The 19,174-nt window shown below is 43.8% G+C and carries 17 protein-coding genes and 1 pseudogene; 8 read left to right on the top strand and 10 right to left on the bottom strand.

What is annotated here, in order from left to right; all coding sequences use genetic code 11:
• Positions 1–193: 193 nt before the first annotated feature.
• Positions 194–1,435, bottom strand: coding sequence for a nitrate/nitrite transporter (locus ACBP55_RS08835; RefSeq protein WP_464650937.1), 1,242 nt, complete (start codon positions 1,433–1,435; stop codon positions 194–196).
• A 463-nt stretch (positions 1,436–1,898) separates the two neighbouring features.
• Here ACBP55_RS08835 and ACBP55_RS08830 point away from each other — a divergent pair, with 463 nt between their 5' ends.
• The gene (locus ACBP55_RS08830; protein ID WP_051253307.1) at positions 1,899–2,549 is read left to right on the top strand and encodes an ANTAR domain-containing response regulator; all 651 of its coding nucleotides are present in this window, start codon (positions 1,899–1,901) and stop codon (positions 2,547–2,549) included.
• Entirely contained in the window at positions 2,546–3,577 is a 1,032-nt protein-coding gene (locus ACBP55_RS08825) for an anthranilate phosphoribosyltransferase (protein WP_464650936.1), read from the top strand. The genes ACBP55_RS08830 and ACBP55_RS08825 overlap by 4 nt, the downstream gene beginning before the upstream one ends.
• Positions 3,578–3,623: 46 nt before the next feature.
• On the opposite strand, the gene ACBP55_RS08820 is transcribed toward ACBP55_RS08825, so the two are convergent.
• Positions 3,624–4,391 carry a peptidoglycan-binding protein gene (locus ACBP55_RS08820; protein WP_464650935.1) on the bottom strand — a complete coding sequence of 256 codons (768 nt, stop codon included), beginning with the start codon at positions 4,389–4,391 and terminating at the stop codon, positions 3,624–3,626.
• 497 nt (positions 4,392–4,888) lie between these two features.
• Positions 4,889–5,938 carry an alpha/beta hydrolase gene (locus tag ACBP55_RS08815; protein WP_464650934.1) on the bottom strand — a complete coding sequence of 350 codons (1,050 nt, stop codon included), beginning with the start codon at positions 5,936–5,938 and terminating at the stop codon, positions 4,889–4,891.
• 154 nt (positions 5,939–6,092) lie between these two features.
• Between ACBP55_RS08815 and ACBP55_RS08810 the strand changes: the two genes are divergently transcribed.
• Both ACBP55_RS08810 and ACBP55_RS08805 read left to right on the top strand, forming a co-directional pair.
• Positions 6,093–6,425 carry a helix-turn-helix domain-containing protein gene (locus ACBP55_RS08810; RefSeq protein ID WP_464650933.1) on the top strand — a complete coding sequence of 111 codons (333 nt, stop codon included), beginning with the start codon at positions 6,093–6,095 and terminating at the stop codon, positions 6,423–6,425.
• Positions 6,308–6,589 carry an IclR family transcriptional regulator domain-containing protein gene (locus ACBP55_RS08805; protein ID WP_464653268.1) on the top strand — a complete coding sequence of 94 codons (282 nt, stop codon included), beginning with the start codon at positions 6,308–6,310 and terminating at the stop codon, positions 6,587–6,589. The genes ACBP55_RS08810 and ACBP55_RS08805 overlap by 118 nt, the downstream gene beginning before the upstream one ends.
• A 147-nt stretch (positions 6,590–6,736) precedes the next feature.
• Here ACBP55_RS08805 and ACBP55_RS08800 read toward each other — a convergent pair whose 3' ends face one another.
• Positions 6,737–8,995 (bottom strand): helix-turn-helix domain-containing protein, encoded by a 2,259-nt coding sequence (locus tag ACBP55_RS08800; RefSeq protein WP_464650932.1) that lies wholly within the window; start codon positions 8,993–8,995, stop codon positions 6,737–6,739.
• Between the two features lie 257 nt (positions 8,996–9,252).
• Between ACBP55_RS08800 and ACBP55_RS08795 the strand changes: the two genes are divergently transcribed.
• The 4 genes from ACBP55_RS08795 to ACBP55_RS08780 are packed head-to-tail and all read left to right on the top strand — an operon-like array spanning position 9,253 to position 14,006.
• Positions 9,253–10,197 carry an ABC transporter permease gene (locus ACBP55_RS08795; protein ID WP_464650931.1) on the top strand — a complete coding sequence of 315 codons (945 nt, stop codon included), beginning with the start codon at positions 9,253–9,255 and terminating at the stop codon, positions 10,195–10,197.
• A gap of 22 nt (positions 10,198–10,219) precedes the next feature.
• A complete protein-coding gene (locus tag ACBP55_RS08790) occupies positions 10,220–11,104 on the top strand; it encodes a carbohydrate ABC transporter permease (protein ID WP_464650930.1) in 885 nt (294 codons plus the stop codon).
• Positions 11,105–11,141: 37 nt separating this feature from the next.
• A complete protein-coding gene (locus tag ACBP55_RS08785) occupies positions 11,142–12,728 on the top strand; it encodes an extracellular solute-binding protein (RefSeq protein ID WP_464650929.1) in 1,587 nt (528 codons plus the stop codon).
• Between the two features lie 21 nt (positions 12,729–12,749).
• On the top strand, positions 12,750–14,006 hold the full coding sequence (locus ACBP55_RS08780; protein ID WP_464650928.1) for a Gfo/Idh/MocA family protein: 1,257 nt from the start codon (positions 12,750–12,752) through the stop codon (positions 14,004–14,006).
• A gap of 247 nt (positions 14,007–14,253) precedes the next feature.
• Here the strand turns inward: ACBP55_RS08780 and pssA are convergent, their stop codons facing one another.
• The 6 genes and pseudogenes from pssA to ACBP55_RS08750 all read right to left on the bottom strand — a co-directional run bounded on the left by pssA (position 14,254) and on the right by ACBP55_RS08750 (position 19,152).
• Entirely contained in the window at positions 14,254–14,949 is a 696-nt protein-coding gene (gene pssA / locus ACBP55_RS08775; protein ID WP_464650927.1) for a CDP-diacylglycerol--serine O-phosphatidyltransferase, read from the bottom strand.
• Between the two features lie 532 nt (positions 14,950–15,481).
• Positions 15,482–16,264: a squalene/phytoene synthase family protein gene (locus tag ACBP55_RS08770; RefSeq protein WP_464650926.1), complete on the bottom strand. Its 783-nt coding sequence runs from the start codon at positions 16,262–16,264 to the stop codon at positions 15,482–15,484.
• Positions 16,265–16,636: 372 nt separating this feature from the next.
• Entirely contained in the window at positions 16,637–17,437 is an 801-nt protein-coding gene (locus ACBP55_RS08765; RefSeq protein ID WP_464653267.1) for a Gfo/Idh/MocA family protein, read from the bottom strand.
• An 84-nt stretch (positions 17,438–17,521) separates the two neighbouring features.
• Positions 17,522–17,817, bottom strand: a pseudogene (locus ACBP55_RS08760) (Gfo/Idh/MocA family protein); the annotation flags it as partial.
• Positions 17,818–17,851: 34 nt separating this feature from the next.
• A complete protein-coding gene (locus ACBP55_RS08755; protein ID WP_464650925.1) occupies positions 17,852–18,682 on the bottom strand; it encodes a sugar phosphate isomerase/epimerase family protein in 831 nt (276 codons plus the stop codon).
• A gap of 107 nt (positions 18,683–18,789) precedes the next feature.
• Complete coding sequence (locus ACBP55_RS08750) at positions 18,790–19,152, bottom strand: helix-turn-helix transcriptional regulator (protein ID WP_464650924.1); 363 nt, start codon at positions 19,150–19,152, stop codon at positions 18,790–18,792.
• Positions 19,153–19,174 lie beyond the last annotated feature (22 nt).

The following is a 19,174-nucleotide window of genomic DNA, read 5'->3' as shown; positions in this document are numbered from 1 at the left end:
AAAAAGGGCCATTCGGGAGCGCACGCCCCCAAATGACAAATTGGGATATGGAGCTTGAGAAGTTCGATTTGAACTTCCAAAGACGGTAAGCAAGTAAACGTCTTTGCTCATGCAGCCTGGACACTCAAGCTGCATGAGCAAAGGCTTTACTTATTTGCCGCTGGCCACACGACCAGCGGCTTGAAGCTGTTACTTAAGCATGCACACTATCCATAGAAGCTGGAGCTACCTTCACTTTGCCGCCTTCACCGATCCAAGTACGTTTCCATTGCCCCTGCACAATGGCGATCAACAAGAGACATGTAATCGCAATAGCACTTAAAATTAGGAATCCTGGAGTAAAAGAACCTGTCGTTAGTTTCAAGTTACCGAGAATCTTGGGTAGGAAATATCCGCCTAAGCCGCCTGCTGCTCCAACGATTCCAGTTATAACTCCAATTTCCGTCTTGAAACGCTGTGGAACAAGTTGGAAAACAGATCCATTCCCCATACCGAAAGCCATCATGGCAATGAAGAGCATAATCGTAGTGAAGGAAAGTGATGGCAGTGTGGAGATGCCAGCCATCATCAAAGCGACAACACCGTACAAGACCATTAACATCCGAATACCGCCAATTTTGTCTGCCAGCCAGCCGCCTACTGGTCGGAAGAAGCTGCCGCCGATTACGCATAAAGTTGTAAAATCTGCTGCACGAACCGGAGAGAGACCGTATTGAGAATTAAAGAAAATGGTCAAGTAAGAGGCCATTCCGACGAATCCACCAAACGTTACACTATATAAAATACAGAACAACCAGGAATCTTTCTGTTTCAATACTTTGCCGTATTCCGCAATCGTTTTCGGCGCAGGTTTATTCGGGCTATCCTTTGCCAGTACACTAAAGATGATTAAGGTTAACGCAATCGGAATCATCGCAATACCGAAAACAACATGCCAATCTCCATAATGCTGCGCTATTCGGTTTGCAAATAAGGTAGCGAAGATCGTTCCACTATTGCCTGCCCCTGCAATTCCCATCGCTAAACCTTGATACTGCGGCGGGTACCAGCTGCTGGCAAGCGGTAATGCTGCCGCAAAACTCGCTCCTGCAATACCCAGCATCAGAGCAACAAAGTACATATCCCCCATCGTGTTTGCAAACTGCCAACCCCAGAATAAAGGTACTAAGGTTAACGTTAGTCCGATTTGTCCTGTAAGCTTAGGACCTATCTTATCTGTCAGAACACCCAATACCAATCTAAGTACGGCTCCACCCAAGGTAGGCAAAGCAACGAGATTCGCTTTTTCAGCAGCATTTAGATGAAAATCATTAGCGAGAATAACCGCTAGCGGCCCAAGAAGAACCCAAACCATGAAGCTCATGTCAAAATATAAGAATGAACTGAACAATGACCCTTTGTGCCCCACTTGCATAAAACTTTTCCGATCAACCATGCTTTCCCTCTCCTTTTGTGAGGCTTTTCGCCTTCTTTTTTCCTACCCAGACATGTTTGACTGTTCTTTGACAGAAAAGGCCGACAAACATACCCCAACATGTGTGTGGGATGCTTATCGGCCTCTTTGCCACTGCTGCCACATCATCGTGAACAGCATGTTAGATGATTTTCTGTAATTAGAACATAAATAGCCTATCCGGTTACGTATTTGTAAGGGGATAGGCGCCATTGCCTTCGTTAGTGGCACATCATTGTGCCGGTTTCTGAATTGATTATAGTATGACATTGCCATCGTGTCAATAAACATAACACAAAATTTTATATGTGAGATTCCCTCTACCATATCGACAAAATTTAAGGTCATATGCTATAGTAATGCCGTATAATAAATCATTTCATTAAGAAAACCTTACATGAAGTTGCCATTCGGTAAGAAGCTATCCATGATAGGAGGTATTCAAATGTTACAATCATTTATACTGATCGACGAGTTTAAACCAACTCGCTCAGCTACCTCCTCCTCGTCGTCGACTACCGAGCTGAATGTTACGGATAACGAAAAGGAGTCCTTGCCTGAAGCAATGCTGAAGGATTTGGGATTTCGTATATATGCAGCATCTAATGAAAAAGAAATTTCATTTATGATTCCCAAGGTCGATGCGGTATTATTATCCGTAGGCCCTGATCAAGTAGAGCCATGGCGCTCCCGTGTGCTTGCTCATCGCAGCCTTCCCCTTTTCTGGTGGTGTGATGCTCGCACTTTCCCTTCTAATGAATGTAGAATGGATGCGGGTATTGATGGTTTAATCGGCTCTGCGATGAGTCCTCTAGAAATTCACTGTGCACTGCTCCTTGGTGTGAATCATTACTTTAGGCGGACTGAATGGCATCAAGAGCGCGAACAGCTTCTCTCCAAACTAGAGGAACGCAAATGGGTCGATCAAGCGAAGCGAATCTTATGTGAAATCAAAGGCATCTCCGAAGCGGAGGCTTATGATTTTCTGCGTAAACAAGCCATGAATGAACGTAAACGTATGGTAGACGTTGCTACCTCCATCGTCAAGGTATATCAAATACTAAAGGATCAGAATCAAGGAGGTCGCAAACGATGATATCATTATTAAAAGAAGTAGGACGCGGAAAGCGCGGAGCCAGAGATCTTACCTATGAAGAGGCTTCCCAAGCAGCGGAGCTCATACTAACCGGAGCCGCAACACAAGCTCAAATGGGTGCTTTTCTCGTTGCAGAACGCATCAAAATGGAATCCCCCGAAGAGTTGAAAGCCTTCATCGATGCTTTGCGCCAGCGCGTTAATACTTATCCAATTCCCGGCAGCATGGATTGCGCCGGACCTTATGATGGACGCTCACGTACGTTCATCGCGACTTTGCCGACCGCGTTCGTTCTCGCGGCCTGCGGACTTCCAACTACGCTGCACGGCAGCCCAAGCATGCCGCCAAAATGGGGCATTACGCTGTCCGACGTGCTAGCGGCTCTTGATGTACCCGCGCTTGACGCTTCACGTGAAGCACTCATCTCAGCTGCAGCGCGAACAGGCTTCTTGTTCGCACCAACGGAGAGCTGGTGTGCACCGCTCGGAGAGCTGCGCGAACTGCGCAAGGAACTCGGTCTGCGGACCGTGTTCAACACAGCGGAGAAACTGCTGCGCTTTACGGAAGCACCATTCATGGCTGTCGGCGTGTTTCATGGTACTGTGTTCGAGAAAATCACCAATTTATTAATCGAATTGGGCGTCTCTCGCGGTATTGTTGTGCAAGGCATGGAAGGCTCCGAGGACCTTTCCATTGACAAGCGCACACGGACATACCTCATTCAAGAGGGTTCCAGTGAATTATTCATTGTTGATCCTGAAATTTACGAATTAATGGTCGAGGTACCGGAGATGGAATGGACTGCTCAGCTGCAAGCTGAAACGGCATTATCCGTTCTTCGCGGAGATGCCGAGCTCCCCTACTTGAATATGGTTTTACTGAACAGTGCTGTGCGTCTATGGGTTTCCCAGAAAGCTGGGTCCATTGAAGAAGGTATTTATTTGGCCCGACATGCGATTGAGCAAGGGGCTGCTCTACAAAAATTTACCGAGTGGACGGAAGCGATTAAGCCCGTATCTGCAACCTAATTTTATACTATGAAAAAAGAGCCCCAAAGGGCTCTTTTTTTCATTTTCATTTGCCAATAAACTGCTGGGTAAACATTTTACCGCACGGACCGCCGTTTACGATGCCGATCCCAATATGGGTGTAATCTTTGCTAAGAATATTCGCTTTGTGTCCTGAAGAATTCATCAGCGCCTCATGAGCCGCTTGGACACTTTGATTGCAAGCAATATTTTCTCCTGCCGCGTTATACGTAATTCCGAACTTCTGCATCATATCGAATGGCGAGCCATACGTCGGTGAGTCGTGGGAGAAGTAGTTGTTATCGACCATATCTTGGCTTTTTAGTCTAGCCGTTTTGGTAAGCGCCGGATCGACAGCTAGTGGGGAAAGTCCTACAGCTGCACGCTCCTTATTAACCAAATCCAGCATTTGCTTCTCCTCCACCGTCAACTCCGTAGTCGAAGGGACTTGCGGTTTAGGTGTAGGCTTAGGTGTAGTTGGCGGAGGAGCTGGTGTTGGTGGTGTCGGCTTCTTGGGAATTTTTAAATTACCATAAGCCCACAGGATGGATTGCAGCGTTTGATCATCTACATTCCCAGTCACAGGAAGGCCATATCTGCTTTGAAACGCTTTAACACCTAATGAAGTTTGATTACCATAGTAGCCCGTAATAGGTCCGCTATAGTAGCCAAGTGACTTCAGCATCCCTTGCACCGCATAGACATCAGGTCCCTTTGCCCCTTTACCATAGGCAAAAGCGGTGGTTGTGGATGAGCAGAACAATGCGATACAGATTAGAATAATCCAGACATGCTTTTTTTTACCCTGTAACATGCGTTTACGTTCACTCCCCGTCGTCTTCAGTATCATTCGTCACACAGTGGACGATAGCATTAGAATGACCAAATTCACGACTATTATCCATAATAATGAAATATGGGTTTGGATATCGCTTCGTGAGGGGAGGTTGGCTATCGTGATTACCAATGTTGTATTTTTTACAACAATTCACACGCCAAAAGGCTACTTTGCAACTTGAAGTTGCATTTCGTACAACATTTTGAACTCATTTGATGCGAAATGGTCTATATTGGGCTAAATTGTTGTACATTGTGCAACAATGAAGGGAGATAGGCGAGATTTAGGCATAAATTGTTGCACTTTTTACAACATCATTCAACAGCTAATATGAATTCAATCATCTAGCAACCTAAATTCTGCATATATGACGATTGATCCCGGTTTTAAGACAAATCTATGTGGAGTAAGATGGGTCGAATGAATCGACGGTCTCCATTATGCTGGAATAAAAATATTCATCTTCGATTGCCTTAGGCAAATATACGTTTAACTTCTTTAGCGATTTCATTGGCACAATCTTCAGCTTGCGGATATAATCCCGTCTTATCCAAAAACGCATGATCCATGCCGTTATACTGAATCAGCTTCGTCGGTACCCCCGAGCGTGCTAACTTGTTAGCGTAAGCTTCATCCTCTATCCTCAAGTAGTCAAATTCCGCCGTGACGATCAAGGTCTCTGGCATGCCGCTTAAATCGTTCGCCAATAGCGGTGCTACATAAGGATCAGTTAGCTTCGTGCGATTTTGCAAGTACAGATTTAGCAGCATGCCGCTGCCTCCTCGCAATCCTTCAATCCCAGCGACAATGAACTCTTCGTGATTACGAATGTCGTATTCATCCATACTCCATTTGAAATCTTCCGTTTCGACAGCGCCCATATTCACTGTAGGATAAATAAGCGCTTGAAATTTAATCATGCCGGTTCCTTTATCACGGTCCATCATGGCGCAAACCGTAGCCAAATTGCCACCTGCGCTATCGCCAGCCACTGCGACTCGCTCTGGATTAACACCGATTTCACTGGCGTGCTCGTAAACCCACTGAACAGTTTCGAAGCAATCCATTAGCCCTGCAGGAAACGGATGCTCTGGGGCAAGCCGGTAATCGACAGAGACCACGACAGCCCCCGCTTTTTCAGCCAAAGCTTTGCACGGGTTCTCAACAACGTCAACGGTTCCGCCAATAAAGCCGCCACCATGAAAGAATACGATCGCCGGTAAACCTCTTTCTTGTGAAGGCGTGTAAATACGCAGCGGAATCGGACCGTTCGTTCCCTCAATAACCTTGAAAGCGATCGCAATTTCAGTCTGAGTAACATCCTCGTTCTTCCATCCCATCATAGCCCTCATCGCTTTAACGAAATTCGGTATATCGGAAGGATTGAAATTTGGCCTCTCTGCCGATGCCATGGCTTCCGCCTGTTGCTGTTGAACACGGTACACTCGCGGGTCTAATTGACCCACAACATCCAAATCGGGAATCTGTTTGACCACTTTTACGTAAAGTTCTTTACTGTTCATGCCTACATCTCCTAACTCTCAAATGGTTTATCAAAGCTGGATTGGATAAGAGCGCTTATGTATGTATAATAATAGGCAATTGTGAACATAAACAATGCCATTGTTCCTCTATGCGGAACAGTAAAATGAATCGAAGAGGGGCTTATATCAACTCGTGCCGAATACAAATCCGCAAATCCTTTCTTCTGTTAAAAACGCCTTGCGCCTATTAAAACTGTTTACTGTGAACACGCCCGAAAAAAGGCTGACCGAGCTGGCCGATGAATTGAGTCTCGGCAAAAGCACAACCAGTCGGTTGCTGTCCACCTTACTGAGCGAGGGTTTGTTTTCCAAGATCCAATCACTCATAAATACAGGCTCGGCCAACGAATCGCTTCACTGTACCACGTTATTGTCACTACCTATTGGGACTTATCGCAAGCAGCAAGCCCTATTATTCAACGTCTTGCTCGCGAAACTTCCGAAGCACTCCGTGTTGCTGTATTAGAAGAAAACGAGATCGCATACATCCATCAAGTCGAGGGCACAAAAAAAGAAGATGTCGGCGCCTACGTAGGAGGAAGAAATCCCGCTCATTGTACGAGTTCCGGTAAAATGCTCTTAGCCTTTCAAAATGAGCTTGAACTGAACAAAATATTGAACAGCCAATAAAGTTGTAAAGACGGCAAAAGAGATTTCGCGTCAGTTCGGTTTTCTGAAATAATCTGATAAAGCTCCTATTATGAGAAACAGCGGTTCACATCCCCATACCTTCTGGGTTGTGACCGCTGTTTTTCTGATCCTACAAGGTCGGTATTTTCAATATGCACTCGTACGCTCGCCCAGCTGGATGTTGTTTCTTCGATATTCACTTGGCGTAACACCTAGATACTTTTTAAAGATACGGTTAAAAGAACTCATGGTTTGATAGCCTGCTTGAAGCGCAATTTCTTGAATTTTCATATCCGTTTGCAGAAGCAAATGAACGGCTTGCTTGATGCGGAATTCATTAACGAAGTCAACGAAGTTGGTTCCTGTTTTTTCCTTAAAATAAGTGGATAAATAACCACCAGTAATATTAAGTTTTCCTGCTATTAGATCCAATGTGATGTCTTCCGAGTAATGGTCTTGCAAATAGTCCACGATAAAGCTGACGATCGGGTCGTGTTCTTCCTTTTTCAACCGGATCAACCGACCTGTTTCGTTCAGTATCATCTCGAAATATTGTTCCAATTCCTGGGTAGTATGCATGAGCCGGATCGATTTCGCCGAACCCACCACATGGTTTGTTTCCAGATTCAGAGAGTTTAACATTCGCTGGACTTTATCTGTGATTTCCTCCGCGAACCGATAGAAAACAGGCGTGCTCACCTCTTTCTTTTTCATTTGCTTAAGAACCCGACGCAGCGTTTGTAGGACCAGGGTATCGTTTCCTTCCTGCAGGTTGACGTTGATTTCCTGTTCCAGGGTACCTGGGAGCAAGAAAGACTCCTCTTTCACGTCCTCGTCATATAAAATCCTTGTCTCATCGTCAAATGGGCGATGTTTGATCAATTTCACGACTTGTTCATAGGCAGAAGTCTGCTCAGAAGAGTGTTCATATAAATCACTAACGGCTATTGTGAAAAAAAAGTAGTCCTTATCGGTTGCCAGAACATGCTTAATCGTATTTAAAACTTCCATCCACTGTTGAGTCTGATCGTTGATATACACAATAGACAATATTTGATCCGTTTCGATCTGAAAGGTATGGGCATCGTTCAATTCCTTTCCCATCGCTTGATTGACATACTCCCTAATATAATAGGTGGCGCGTTCCTTTTCCTCGCTTATATCCTGAGAAAACTGCATTTTGAACGTTAGTTGAAACAAGATAAAGCGAAACGGCTGGTTCATTTCATCGGAAGCATGGATCTCATCGGGATCACCATGGATACGTTTTAAACGGTTCATGTAACCATAATAACGTAGAAGTGACGTTTTTTTCTCCAAGTTCATGTGGGCATCCTGATTCGATTTCAACATGAAACCAATATTTTCTTTAATCAGGTCAAATTCGTTCGTGTGTTTGGCGAGCGTATTTTTTTCGTTAAAATGCCGAATCGAATCTACTATTTTTTTAACCGGATTGTTAAACCTCATGCTAAAGAAGATGGACACTGCAATGCTGATTAGGACCGAAATGACGAGAAGCGCAATCAGAGTCATATTCAAATGGAATATCTGGGACGAAATCGCGGCATCTGGGACAATATTGACGTACGTAAACCCAGTAACCTCCCCTTTTTTATAAAAATAGTAATTCCCGTTTTCCTTGATCCAATCTTTGCCCGGTTCCAAAACCGGAAGCTGATGCCGACTGGTTGAATCGGACGAGAACAAAGGATGCCCTAGATCGTCCAACATGTAAAAGTTATCGTTGATCGATTGATGGAACGCCTTATATAACCTATTGGTATCGATAAAGGCAAGCATAATATAGTCGGGATAAAAATCGCTTTTTATCATTAAAGGAAAAACAAGGCCGGTTTGAGACACGGGACTAAGATTAGGCGCCTCAGTAAAGGTAGCTGCCGGATACATTTTGAAATAGACTTTTTGAGCAAATTCCCGTTTCCAGAAGTCATAGGTGTAGTCGGGATTCGTATAAAGTTGGGAGAATATCGCTTCTGGACTTGCTCCTCTTGCTTTTTCGAGAATAAGTGAATGTTTGATATCGTACACAAACAAGTTATTTAAATAGAAACGGGGATTGGAGACCGTGTTTCGCAGATCATCAATCACATGATTAGCGGCGACATAATCGATGGATGCTGTATCTGAATCCCGTAGGTTTTTGTTCAAGTACAAATTGACAATGATGCTGTTCAGCAATTGAAAATATTCTTCAAAGTCGTGAGTCGTATTGGACATGTTCGTATCGTTATATTTAATCAGTTCGTCGCGTACGCTCTGTCTGAAAAATGTGAGTGAAAATAAATTAAACGAGACGAACAGGAGGATGATCACTAGGAAGCTTATCAGCAATTTGACAAATATAGAGCGAGTATTGAGTTTCAACTGGCGTATTCTTCGCATGTTCTTGAATCCTCCTTCGGAATAAGAGTGATTATTTTATTGAAAATTGTGCTTTTTTACAGATTTTTCGAAGAAATGATCGGTAATGAAAATTTTATGGATAGTCTCTTCCCATCTTTCTGATTAGTATGGGTCATATAGCAACAAAGACTAATGGTCCCGCAGCCCGACGTTATTCCAACACTATCATCTAGTTGAAAACGGTTACACCTTCCTACGTGATCTTTTTATAGTACATAAATACAAGGGGGAAGACAATGGAAATAATCACAGAAAATAGAATTGTGAAGAAGAAGAGCAAATCGCTCGCAGCCAGATTATGGAAAGAGAAATATTTGTATCTGCTCCTTCTGCCGGGACTTGCTTATTTCATTATTTATCGCTACGTTCCTATGCTGGGCAATATTATTGCCTTTCAGGATTTCAGCGCATTCAAAGGATTTCTTCATAGCGACTGGGTTGGGATGAAGCATTTTAAGAAGATTTTTGAAGATAGCGAAGTGATCCGTGTCATCTGGAACACGCTCTACTTGTCCTTTTTGCAGATTGTGTTTGCCTTTCCATTTTCGATTCTGTTGTCACTTATGCTAAATGAACTACGCAGCGAGAAGCTGAAGCGCATTATTCAATCCATCATTTATTTGCCACACTTTTTATCATGGGTTGTGGTCGTTGGAATTGCAACGGTATTTCTCAAATCAGAAGGGATTGCGAATCAACTATTATCTCATGTATTTGGGATGCAACCGATTCCCTTTCTGCAGGAGCCAGGCTGGTTCATGCCCTTGATCGTCTTGGAAGTAATCTGGAAGGAATCCGGCTGGGGTACGATTATTTTCCTCGCTGCCTTGTCTGGTGTGAACCCGAGCTTGTACGAAGCGGCTGTTGTCGACGGTGCAAGCCGATTGAGGCAGATTTGGCATATTACGCTGCCTGCTATTCGCAGCACGATTGTCATTTTGTTGATTTTACGACTCGGAAGCGTCCTCGATGTTGGTTTTGAACAAATCTTCTTGATGATTAATCCGTTTAACAGGGAAATGGGCAACGTGTTGGATACGTTCGTTTACTACAAAGGGATCGAACAATCAGACTTTAGCTTCGCGACTGCGGTCGGTCTATTCAAATCTTTTGTCGGCTTGATCTTGATTGTTGGAGCAAACCGTTTGGCGAAGCGATTCGGCGAAGAAGGCGTCTTTTAATCATCAAATGGAGGTGAAGGGAATGAATTCCTATCTAAGTTGGCGAAGTAAATCGATGAATGCGCTCAATGCGCTTATACTTATTGTGATAAGCTTGATCATGTTATTTCCGTTTTATTATATGATTGTTACTTCCTTTACGTCTTACGCTGAATTTGTACAAAAGGAATTACTGCTGTTTCCTAAGACATGGGTGCTCGATGCTTACAATTACATTTTTGAATCCAAAGCGTTTGTCCGTTCGATTGGCGTTACTGTCTTTGTTACGATCGTCGGCTCGTTGATAAGTCTACTGCTGACTTCCATGATGGCTTATGCGCTGTCACGTCAAATATGGGGCCAACGATTTTATTTATTCCTTGTGCTGTTTACCTTTGTTTTCGGTGCAGGAATTATCCCCACCTACTTAGTGGTAAAAGCGACACACTTACTCAATACGTATTGGGCGCTTATCATTCCGGGTGCGATCAACTCGTTCAATTTGATCGTGATGAGGCAGTTTTTCATGGGTATTCCTCAAGATTTATCGGAAGCCGCTTACATGGATGGTGCGAATGATTTGCAAATTTTTTCCCGCATTATCATCCCGCTTTCTAAGCCGGCTCTCGCGGCATTTGGTTTGTTTTACGCGGTAAGCAACTGGAACACTTATTTCTCTGCCTTAATCTATATGAGTGATCCAGCCAAATGGACCGTACAGGTCATATTGCGCCAAATCGTCATTTTGGAGCAAGCTTCAGGGACACTTTCTGATGGTCACCTAATGGGATTGGCTCAAAACCCGCCTCCCGCCGAGACGATTGGCATGGCTGCTGTCCTGCTCGCAACGATCCCGATTTTAGTTGTCTATCCGTTTCTGCAAAAGCATTTTGCGAAAGGGGTGATGTTGGGATCAGTGAAAGGATAAGGGAGTACCGATTACATATCAATGAGGAGGGTTCTACATGCAAATGAAACGTATAACTACTGTCCTACTATCTCTTACTATGGCAAGCAGTCTGGCGGCTTGTTCCAGCGGGCAATCTGCGGCCCCACAAGAAACCGGCAAGGCTGGGACGGATACCGGCAAAAAAGTGACGATCAATTGGTTTGAAGGTTCTTGGGAAGATCCGGTCCCGCCACCAGATAGCGAAGCGGTAAAAGCAATCAATGAAAAGTTTAAGGTTGATTTCAAGTCGCAGTACATTCCTTGGGATACATACGATGAAAAGCTTGCCGTAAAAATGGCTTCCGGCGATCTTCCGGATGTGATCGGTATGGAGGAAGTGGATTCCAACTTCGTGAAATGGGCGAAGCAAGGCGCTTACCTTCCGCTCGATGAGTTCATTAAGCAATATGACACTTTTAAAGCGGTTCCGGATTATGTATGGGATCCTTTGAGAGTGGACGGGAAAATCTATGGAATTCCAACCTATTTTACGGCAAAAGGCGGAAAAAAACCGCTTATCCGCCAAGATTGGCTGGATAAACTCGGGCTTAAAATGCCGACTACCTATGATGAGCTGAAGCAGGTTGTTACGGCTTTTGCGAAGAACGATCCAGACGGAAACGGAAAGGACGATACCGTAGGTCTAGGCCTTGCAAAAGGGATCTATTATGACCCGGGCTTTGGCGCCTATTACAGCAATACCGCATGGTATCATAAGAATCCAAGCGGTCAGTTGATCCCCGGCAATATTTCTCAAGCCAATAAAGAAAAGATTCAGTTCCTTGCCGATGTTTACAAGGCAGGCGCACTCAATAAAGATTGGGCTGTTACGAAATATAACGACGTATTTAAAGCGTTTAACGCGGGTAAAGTCGGGATTTGGTACGATCAACCCGGACCAGGCGGTCCGAGCGGCGTTGACTTCGAAGTATTGAAGAAAAATGATCCGAAGGCTGTTGTCGTTCCGATTCCTCCGTTCAAAACGGCCGATGGGAATTCAGGCTATACCCTAGGGACTGGCTTTTATCGTATGTATATGATTTCTGCCAAGCTGAAAAACGATCCGAATAAAGTAAAACGCATTCTGGAGATCATCGATTACTTCAGAAAGCCTGTTCCCTTCGATCAGCAGAATCCGAAGAACGAATATTACGATTGGATGAATGGGCATGAAGGCAAGGGTTATAAAATGGTTGACGGCATCGCGCAAAAAATAACGGAAAACAGATCTAATGTAGCACCAAATGCCTATATCTTAAACGAAGGATGGCAGACTGGCGACGACATTCTGTACGATTACGCGAAAATGAACAAAACCGTTGAAGGAAAAGAATTCAACCAGAAGCTTGCCGATCTTTTGAAAGGTTCACCGTTTTATGTAAATCCGCTCAATCGGATTCATCCCCTTACGTTTATGGAGAAAAAGACGGAATTGAACCAATATATTACGGATGAAACGACCAAGATGGTCGTTGGCCAAAGACCGATTTCCGATTGGGATAAGATGGTTGATGAATGGATGGCTAAAGGCGGAAAACAGGCTATCGATGAAGTCAACAAAGAGCTTAATGATATGAAGATTAAAGGGGAATGGAAAAAGTAATCCTCAAGGAGAGAACCTACTATGAAGGAGCTTACAGCTGTACTCATCGGTGCGGGAGCGAGAGGCGCCCATGGTTATGCGCCTTTTGCCATCAATTACCCTCACTTGTTGAAATTCGTCGCCGTTGCAGAATCGAATCCGGAGCGAAGGGCAAGTTTTGCCAAAGAGCACGGAATCCCAGAGGATCGCTGCTTTGATTCTTGGGAAAAACTGCTGGACCAGCCGCAAATGGCAGAGATTGCGATGATTTGCACACAGGACCGGATGCATTACCATCCTACACTTCAAGCTTTAAACAATAAGTATCATGTCCTATTGGAGAAACCGATGTCGCCAAGTCCCAAGGAATGCTTGGAGATGGAAAAAGCGTCAAAGGAAAATAACCGTCTACTTACGATCTGTCACGTTCTCCGCTATACGCCGTTCTGGTCTGCTATTAAACGGCTGATCCAAGAGGACAGAATTGGTCAGGTTGTATCCATTCAATTAAACGAAAACGTCGGTTATTGGCATATTGCACACAGTTTCGTCCGAGGGAACTGGAACAACTCCGACACCTCAAGCCCGATGATACTTTCCAAATCATGCCATGATATGGATGTGCTCTCCTGGTTAATGGATCAGCCTTGTGTTCGGGTCAGTTCTTACGGTTCCTTGATGCATTTTCATTCCGGGAATGCCCCTGAAGGATCAACGGATTATTGCATTAATGGCTGTACGGTCGAATCGACCTGTCCATATTCCGCGCCACGCTTCTATTTAGGAGAAGGCAAAGGATGGGCGAGACATTTCACAGAAGAACTGACAAGGGAAAATATCGTCAAAGGCTTGAAAGAAACCCCTTATGGACGCTGTGTGTACCGAAGCGATAATAATGTCGTCGATCATCAAGTCGTCAATATGGAATTCGCGAATGGGGCTACGGCGATGTTCAGCATGTGCGGCCTCACCCGTCACCAGGAGCGAAGGATTCAGATTATGGGCACCAAAGGCGAGCTTCGCGGGGAAGAAGACAAGTTGATTCTACTTGATTTCGTCACGCATGAGGAGACGGAGATTAAGATAGCGACTCCAACAAGTGGCCATGGCGGCGGGGACTCTGGCATCGTGAGCAGCTTCCTTGAAGAAGTACGGAACTACGACGGAGGAGAAAGTTTGACATCCGCATCTGCGTCCGTGCGCAGCCATTTGATGGCTTTTGCCGCTGAAGAGTCCCGATTGAATCATGGGAAGTCCATTGATTTATCTGATTTTGCCATACATATTATGAATCCATAGTGGAAAAGTATGCAGAGCCAATTCAGCCGCCAATCAAATTTGGTTTAACCATAAAGGATTCATCCAAATAAAATCATTCTTATCCCTATAACGTAAAAGAACTACCGGAAGTCCCGGTAGTTCTTTTACGTTAGTTATTAAACTCTCGTTCCTCGGTATTTGAACAACGATTTCGAGTTTCAGATACGTTCTCGACCCATCGATTTACTCGTTATGACCAAACAATAGCTATATAATAATCATAATTTTAGCGTATTCTTTTAACATTTCTTTTTCTCATCACTTGGTAAAAGACAAAAATTAAATACAAGGGAATAGCCACAAAAATCAAATAAGGAAAATGTTTATGCTGTGTTGTTATAACCACGTAAGTAGAACAAATCATTAGAATTGTAATGATTGTACCACTCTTTAATAAATTGACATTCTTGAAGCTTGGAATTTTAATTTTACTTATCATTAATAAACCTAATCCTACTAGAACAATACCTACTATTAATCCAGGTATCCATTTATGCAACAATACTAGCAGTGTGACCGCGCCCCCCGCTGCTGTTATTGGGACACCAGTAAAATAAGATACTGATTTTTTCGAAGCTGTAATGTTAAACCTTGCTAGACGATAAGCCCCAAACAAAGGAAATAAGCCAGAAAACATTAAGCCAACTATACCAAATTCCTTAAACCAAATATGATAAGTAAGCATCGCAGGCGCAACTCCAAACGTTATTACATCAGCAAGTGAATCTAATTCAATACCCATTTCAGATGATACTTTTAAAATCCTTGCCATTCTACCGTCTAAACTGTCAAAGATCATGCCGATTATAACTAGTATTGCTGCATTTTTAAATTCACCATCTGCAGATAGTCCCAGTGATAAAAAGCCACAAAATAAATTTGCGAACGTAAATAGATTAGGTATGCTTGATTTATTTATCATCTCGTTGCTCCTCTTACATTTACGAAAAGCTTTCTCATACCAAGCTGAGGAAGCAATCGTAATTGATTACTTTATACATTTCATTACTATACCACATAGAGGATACCAGCGTAGCTGTCACAGACCGCAACGCTGGTATTACACACATAGTGGACTTCTTTTCCTTGTTGATCCATTGTAATCGAAGTAACCTGCCAGCCCCTCGGTATTAATGGGTTATCTCTCATATACTCACTCATTCGCAGGATTTCGTCGCCCTGGAATACTCTGCGTAGAAATTATTAACTCAATTGTTCCTTTTCCAAAAATTCCATCTATTTTATTAATACATTCATCTACTTTTTTCCTTATTACATCGAGCATTTGTAGTCACTTCGAGTTTTTTTTTACAAAAACTACGCCGATTTATTTTACCATAAATTAGATTTCATTCACTAAGCAAATCTGCACGTCAGTTCAACATAACAAAAAAAAGCCGGTACTCGCAAATACCGGCTTACTTCTTATTTACGTCTACATATGGATAATCATGTTATCCAGTCACACGACTCACAATTTTTAGAACCGCATCTCTCGTTAATTTGTTTCCACCAATAGCGATGAGGTTTACCGTAGCATGAGCTAGCGCTAATGGTATCTTGCAAAATTTCAATGCTGGACCTTCCTTCAGGTCTGCGATATAAGAGTCGGCGAGTTGTAAATTGCGACGTGTGTACTGTTGCATCTCCTTGAATCCCCAACCGTCAGGAAAGAAGTCAACACCACGTTTAAGATCCTCCGCTCTATTTCGGAGGATATTTACCGCCTGCAGCCCTCTTCCGAAGGCAATCGCCTTCGTTAGATCGGATTGCGTCCCGTCATGCCACAACCATAGTTCTGATAGCATTTCTCCAACCATACCAGCCACGCTATAGGTATAGTGGTCCAAATCCTCTTCCGTATGGATGTTCCACCCTTTCTGAACCCAGTCGGCCATTTGCAACGACATCTTTGCGATGTAATGATATACGATTGGGGCTCCGGAGGATGGACAAAGAAACGCCCACTCATCGAGTTGCATTGTAACTGCCGGTAATACTGCCCCATATGGTGATAGTAATTTTTGTGTTGCTTCTATAATATGCGGGGATTGGAATGCTTCGTGTATTCCGAGTAATAATTCCACTTTCAATTGGTCTGTGAGTTCATCATGATCCTCGATTTCATCTATAGCTCGCATACACAGATAGGCAGATGTTACAGCCTCCCTCAATCCTAAATCCAAGCAACTTATCGGTATATAAAAAGTACGGCTCGTTTTCTTCAACATGGTCATAGCATCATTCAGGACGACGTTATTAATAGATTTTCCCTCCAAGTAATAGCTTAGCTTGTAACTTATTCATAGCTTGATATCATAATAACATAGGTTGATATTGTCAATCCAAATATATTAAGCCACCTTTTAGTTTAATAGCAAAAAGAGACCCACAGCAACGGGCTGAAGGTCTAAGTTTATATTTTAAGGGGGTCTACTTAACAATTCATTGGGTTGTAATATTAACTATTGCAATGACTACGGTTGTCTTCTTCAATACTTTGTCCATTTGTTCTTTCCTCCTTGTTTTAAGCGCTTTCAAAACCTTCCAGACCTATAGCTGCTGCGCCGAATGGTACGCAGCAGCACGTAGTTGGATCCTAGACGCCGCTATTTGGAAAAGGACTGTGAAATGCCCGCTTCGATGACTTGGGCCGCCGCTTTTCGGAACTTCGAGGACGCGATCAAGTCCTGCAAAATCCGTTCATATTGATCCGAGTCGAAGGGAAACTCCACCATTTGTTTGTTGAAGGAAGAAAGCATAATTCCATTAGCAATCGTAACCGATAGAATGCCCTCTGTCCCCTCTGCAATAAGTTCACCCTGCCCGGTAAGAACTTTGGTGACAAATTTCTCTGTAACCACCTTATGCCCTGTCGGCACGTCCTTGTCTACTTCAATTTCTATCTCTTCAAATTCCACATTGCCAAATCCTTGGTTCGTTTCTTGCAGATGCTGCAGCATAGAAATCCGGTTGCGGAATAGCAAAAGCTTATCCTTTTCGAATAAAAGCCTTCCATTCTCACCGACAATCTCTAGACGATTGACTCCTGGGGATTCAGCCGTTGTCACCATAAAATGCCCAACCATTCCGCTTTCATGCTCAAAATAGGCGGTTACCTCATCTTCAACCTCAATTTGATGATACTTTCCGATATGAGCGTATCCGCTAATTCTCGCAGGCACTCCAAACACCCATTGATAAAAATCGAGGTTATGCGGGCATTGGTTCGTCAGGATGCCGCCTCCTTCCCCTGCCCAGGTCGCACGCCAATCCCCGCTGTCGTAATAGGCCTGGGACCGGAACCATGCCGTATTTATCCATGATGCTCTTGTTAACCGGCCTAAATCGCCGCTGTCCACAATCTCTTTAATTTTTTTGTAAAAAGGCAGCGTCCTTTCCTGGAACATTATGCCGAACACCAGTTCCGGATACTTCTGCTTCGCTTCTTCATAAGCCGCTATGGTAAGCTTGGCGTCATTGACATGGACGGCTAGCGGCTTCTCACAAAGCACATGAATTCCTTGATGGAACGCATCCATAGCAATCACAGGATGGCTGTAATGGGGAACTGCGATAATAACCGCTTCGAGCCCGAGTTCTGGAACAGCTCCGAGTGACTGTAATAAGCGGTAGTTTCACATTCAGCCGCAAACCGGTCTGCCTTCTCCCGTACAAGGTCGCATACGCCCACCAGCTCAATTTGCTCCATGGTCGTGAGATTTTTAATATGTGTTTTCCCGATATTTCCCAACCCGATCAGTCCGACCTTTACCTTCTGACTCTTCACTTGCGATCACCCTCCACATTTGAGTAAGACACGATTAAGACCATGCCAAGCCTTCCTGCTGAAGCAGCCTTTTCAACGCATTTGCCGCGATCCTGAACCGTTCAGGTCCATCGTGATCCGGAAATGCTTTGTGCAGATGTGGCTCAATGGATAAATATCCGGAGAAGCCTCTCTCCTTCAGCGCTTTCACAAAGGACGTAAATTCACCGTCTCCTTCTCCTGCCGGTACAAACATCCGGGCTTGTCTGTCTGCATCTTTTATATGCACATATTCCAGATAGGAGGACAACAGGGGATAAGCTTCACACATCGGCATGATCTCATTCATGACAAAGTTACCAGGATCGAACGCAAGCCTCAGATTCGATGAACTGCAATGCTGCAGTATGTCAAGACATCGTTCATCGGTATTGCCGTATACCCCGCTTTCGTTTTCCAGCAGAAGCGTTATTTGTTCCTGCTCTGCCCGTTCGGACAGCTGTTTCATACGAGACAGCACTTCATCGCGGTAATTTTCCGGCGCTTCATTGTCAGGGATAAAGTAGGAAAAAATTCGGATGTAGGGTGCCTCTAGGTGTTTGGCAATAGATAAAGCACGTTTTACTCTCTCAAGCTCGGGACCGAACGGTTCCTGCACTGGATATTTACCAATGGGGGATCCAATGGATGAAACCTTGATTCCCTTCGATTCCAGCGTTACTTTCAGAAGGCTTAATTCGTCATCGCTCAACTCCAGTACGTTTTTCCCGTAGACACCTCTAAGCTCCAGATGAGAAATTCCTTCCGAAGTGAGGATTTCCAACTGTTCTTCCAGCTTGCTGGAAATTTCATCGGCAAATCCGGTTAAAATAAGCAAAGCTTTCACCTCTCCGACATATGTAAACGATTACAAATCGTTGTTGTAACTTATTGTATCAGGAGATAATGAAAGCCAGATACTTTCCCATTGACCAACTTGGGCCTGCAATTGTTCTATAATTGACTTTTTATCAGTCGGCGGTATTGATCAGGGGTTCTTCCTTCCCATTGCTTGAACACTTTACTGAAATGGGATAGATTCTTAAATCCGGTGAAATAACAAATATCGGTGACCGATTTCCCGGGCTTGACCAGAAATAAAATTTTGGCTTGATTGATTCTTCTTTTGGATATGTACTGAAACATCGTCATCCCTGTAACTTCACGAAAGAGACGGACTAAATAATATTTATTGATATGCAAATACCCTTCTAGTTGATCCAGACAAATGTCCATCATGTAGTGATTTTCAATATAAGTCAATGCATGCTGCACATGCTGTTCCTTTTCCGACGGTAACGCTATGTCTACTTCCACCGGTTTCATAATCACTTGACAA

This window comes from Paenibacillus sp. WG02 (assembly GCF_055396115.1).
Note: the sequence above shows the minus strand (reverse complement) of the source record. Positions and strands in the feature narration are given on the sequence as shown.

Coding starts and splice junctions, on each gene's coding strand:
- pssA (WP_464650927.1), bottom strand. CDS start 14,949: ATGATAAATAAATCAAGCATACCTAATCTATTTACGTTCGCAAATTTA.
- ACBP55_RS08790 (WP_464650930.1), top strand. CDS start 10,220: ATGAATTCCTATCTAAGTTGGCGAAGTAAATCGATGAATGCGCTCAAT.
- ACBP55_RS08770 (WP_464650926.1), bottom strand. CDS start 16,264: ATGACCATGTTGAAGAAAACGAGCCGTACTTTTTATATACCGATAAGT.
- ACBP55_RS08800 (WP_464650932.1), bottom strand. CDS start 8,995: ATGCGAAGAATACGCCAGTTGAAACTCAATACTCGCTCTATATTTGTC.
- ACBP55_RS08795 (WP_464650931.1), top strand. CDS start 9,253: ATGGAAATAATCACAGAAAATAGAATTGTGAAGAAGAAGAGCAAATCG.
- ACBP55_RS08820 (WP_464650935.1), bottom strand. CDS start 4,391: ATGTTACAGGGTAAAAAAAAGCATGTCTGGATTATTCTAATCTGTATC.
- ACBP55_RS08780 (WP_464650928.1), top strand. CDS start 12,750: ATGAAGGAGCTTACAGCTGTACTCATCGGTGCGGGAGCGAGAGGCGCC.
- ACBP55_RS08835 (WP_464650937.1), bottom strand. CDS start 1,435: ATGGTTGATCGGAAAAGTTTTATGCAAGTGGGGCACAAAGGGTCATTG.
- ACBP55_RS08830 (WP_051253307.1), top strand. CDS start 1,899: ATGTTACAATCATTTATACTGATCGACGAGTTTAAACCAACTCGCTCA.
- ACBP55_RS08785 (WP_464650929.1), top strand. CDS start 11,142: ATGCAAATGAAACGTATAACTACTGTCCTACTATCTCTTACTATGGCA.
- ACBP55_RS08815 (WP_464650934.1), bottom strand. CDS start 5,938: ATGAACAGTAAAGAACTTTACGTAAAAGTGGTCAAACAGATTCCCGAT.
- ACBP55_RS08825 (WP_464650936.1), top strand. CDS start 2,546: ATGATATCATTATTAAAAGAAGTAGGACGCGGAAAGCGCGGAGCCAGA.
- ACBP55_RS08765 (WP_464653267.1), bottom strand. CDS start 17,437: ATGTTCCAGGAAAGGACGCTGCCTTTTTACAAAAAAATTAAAGAGATT.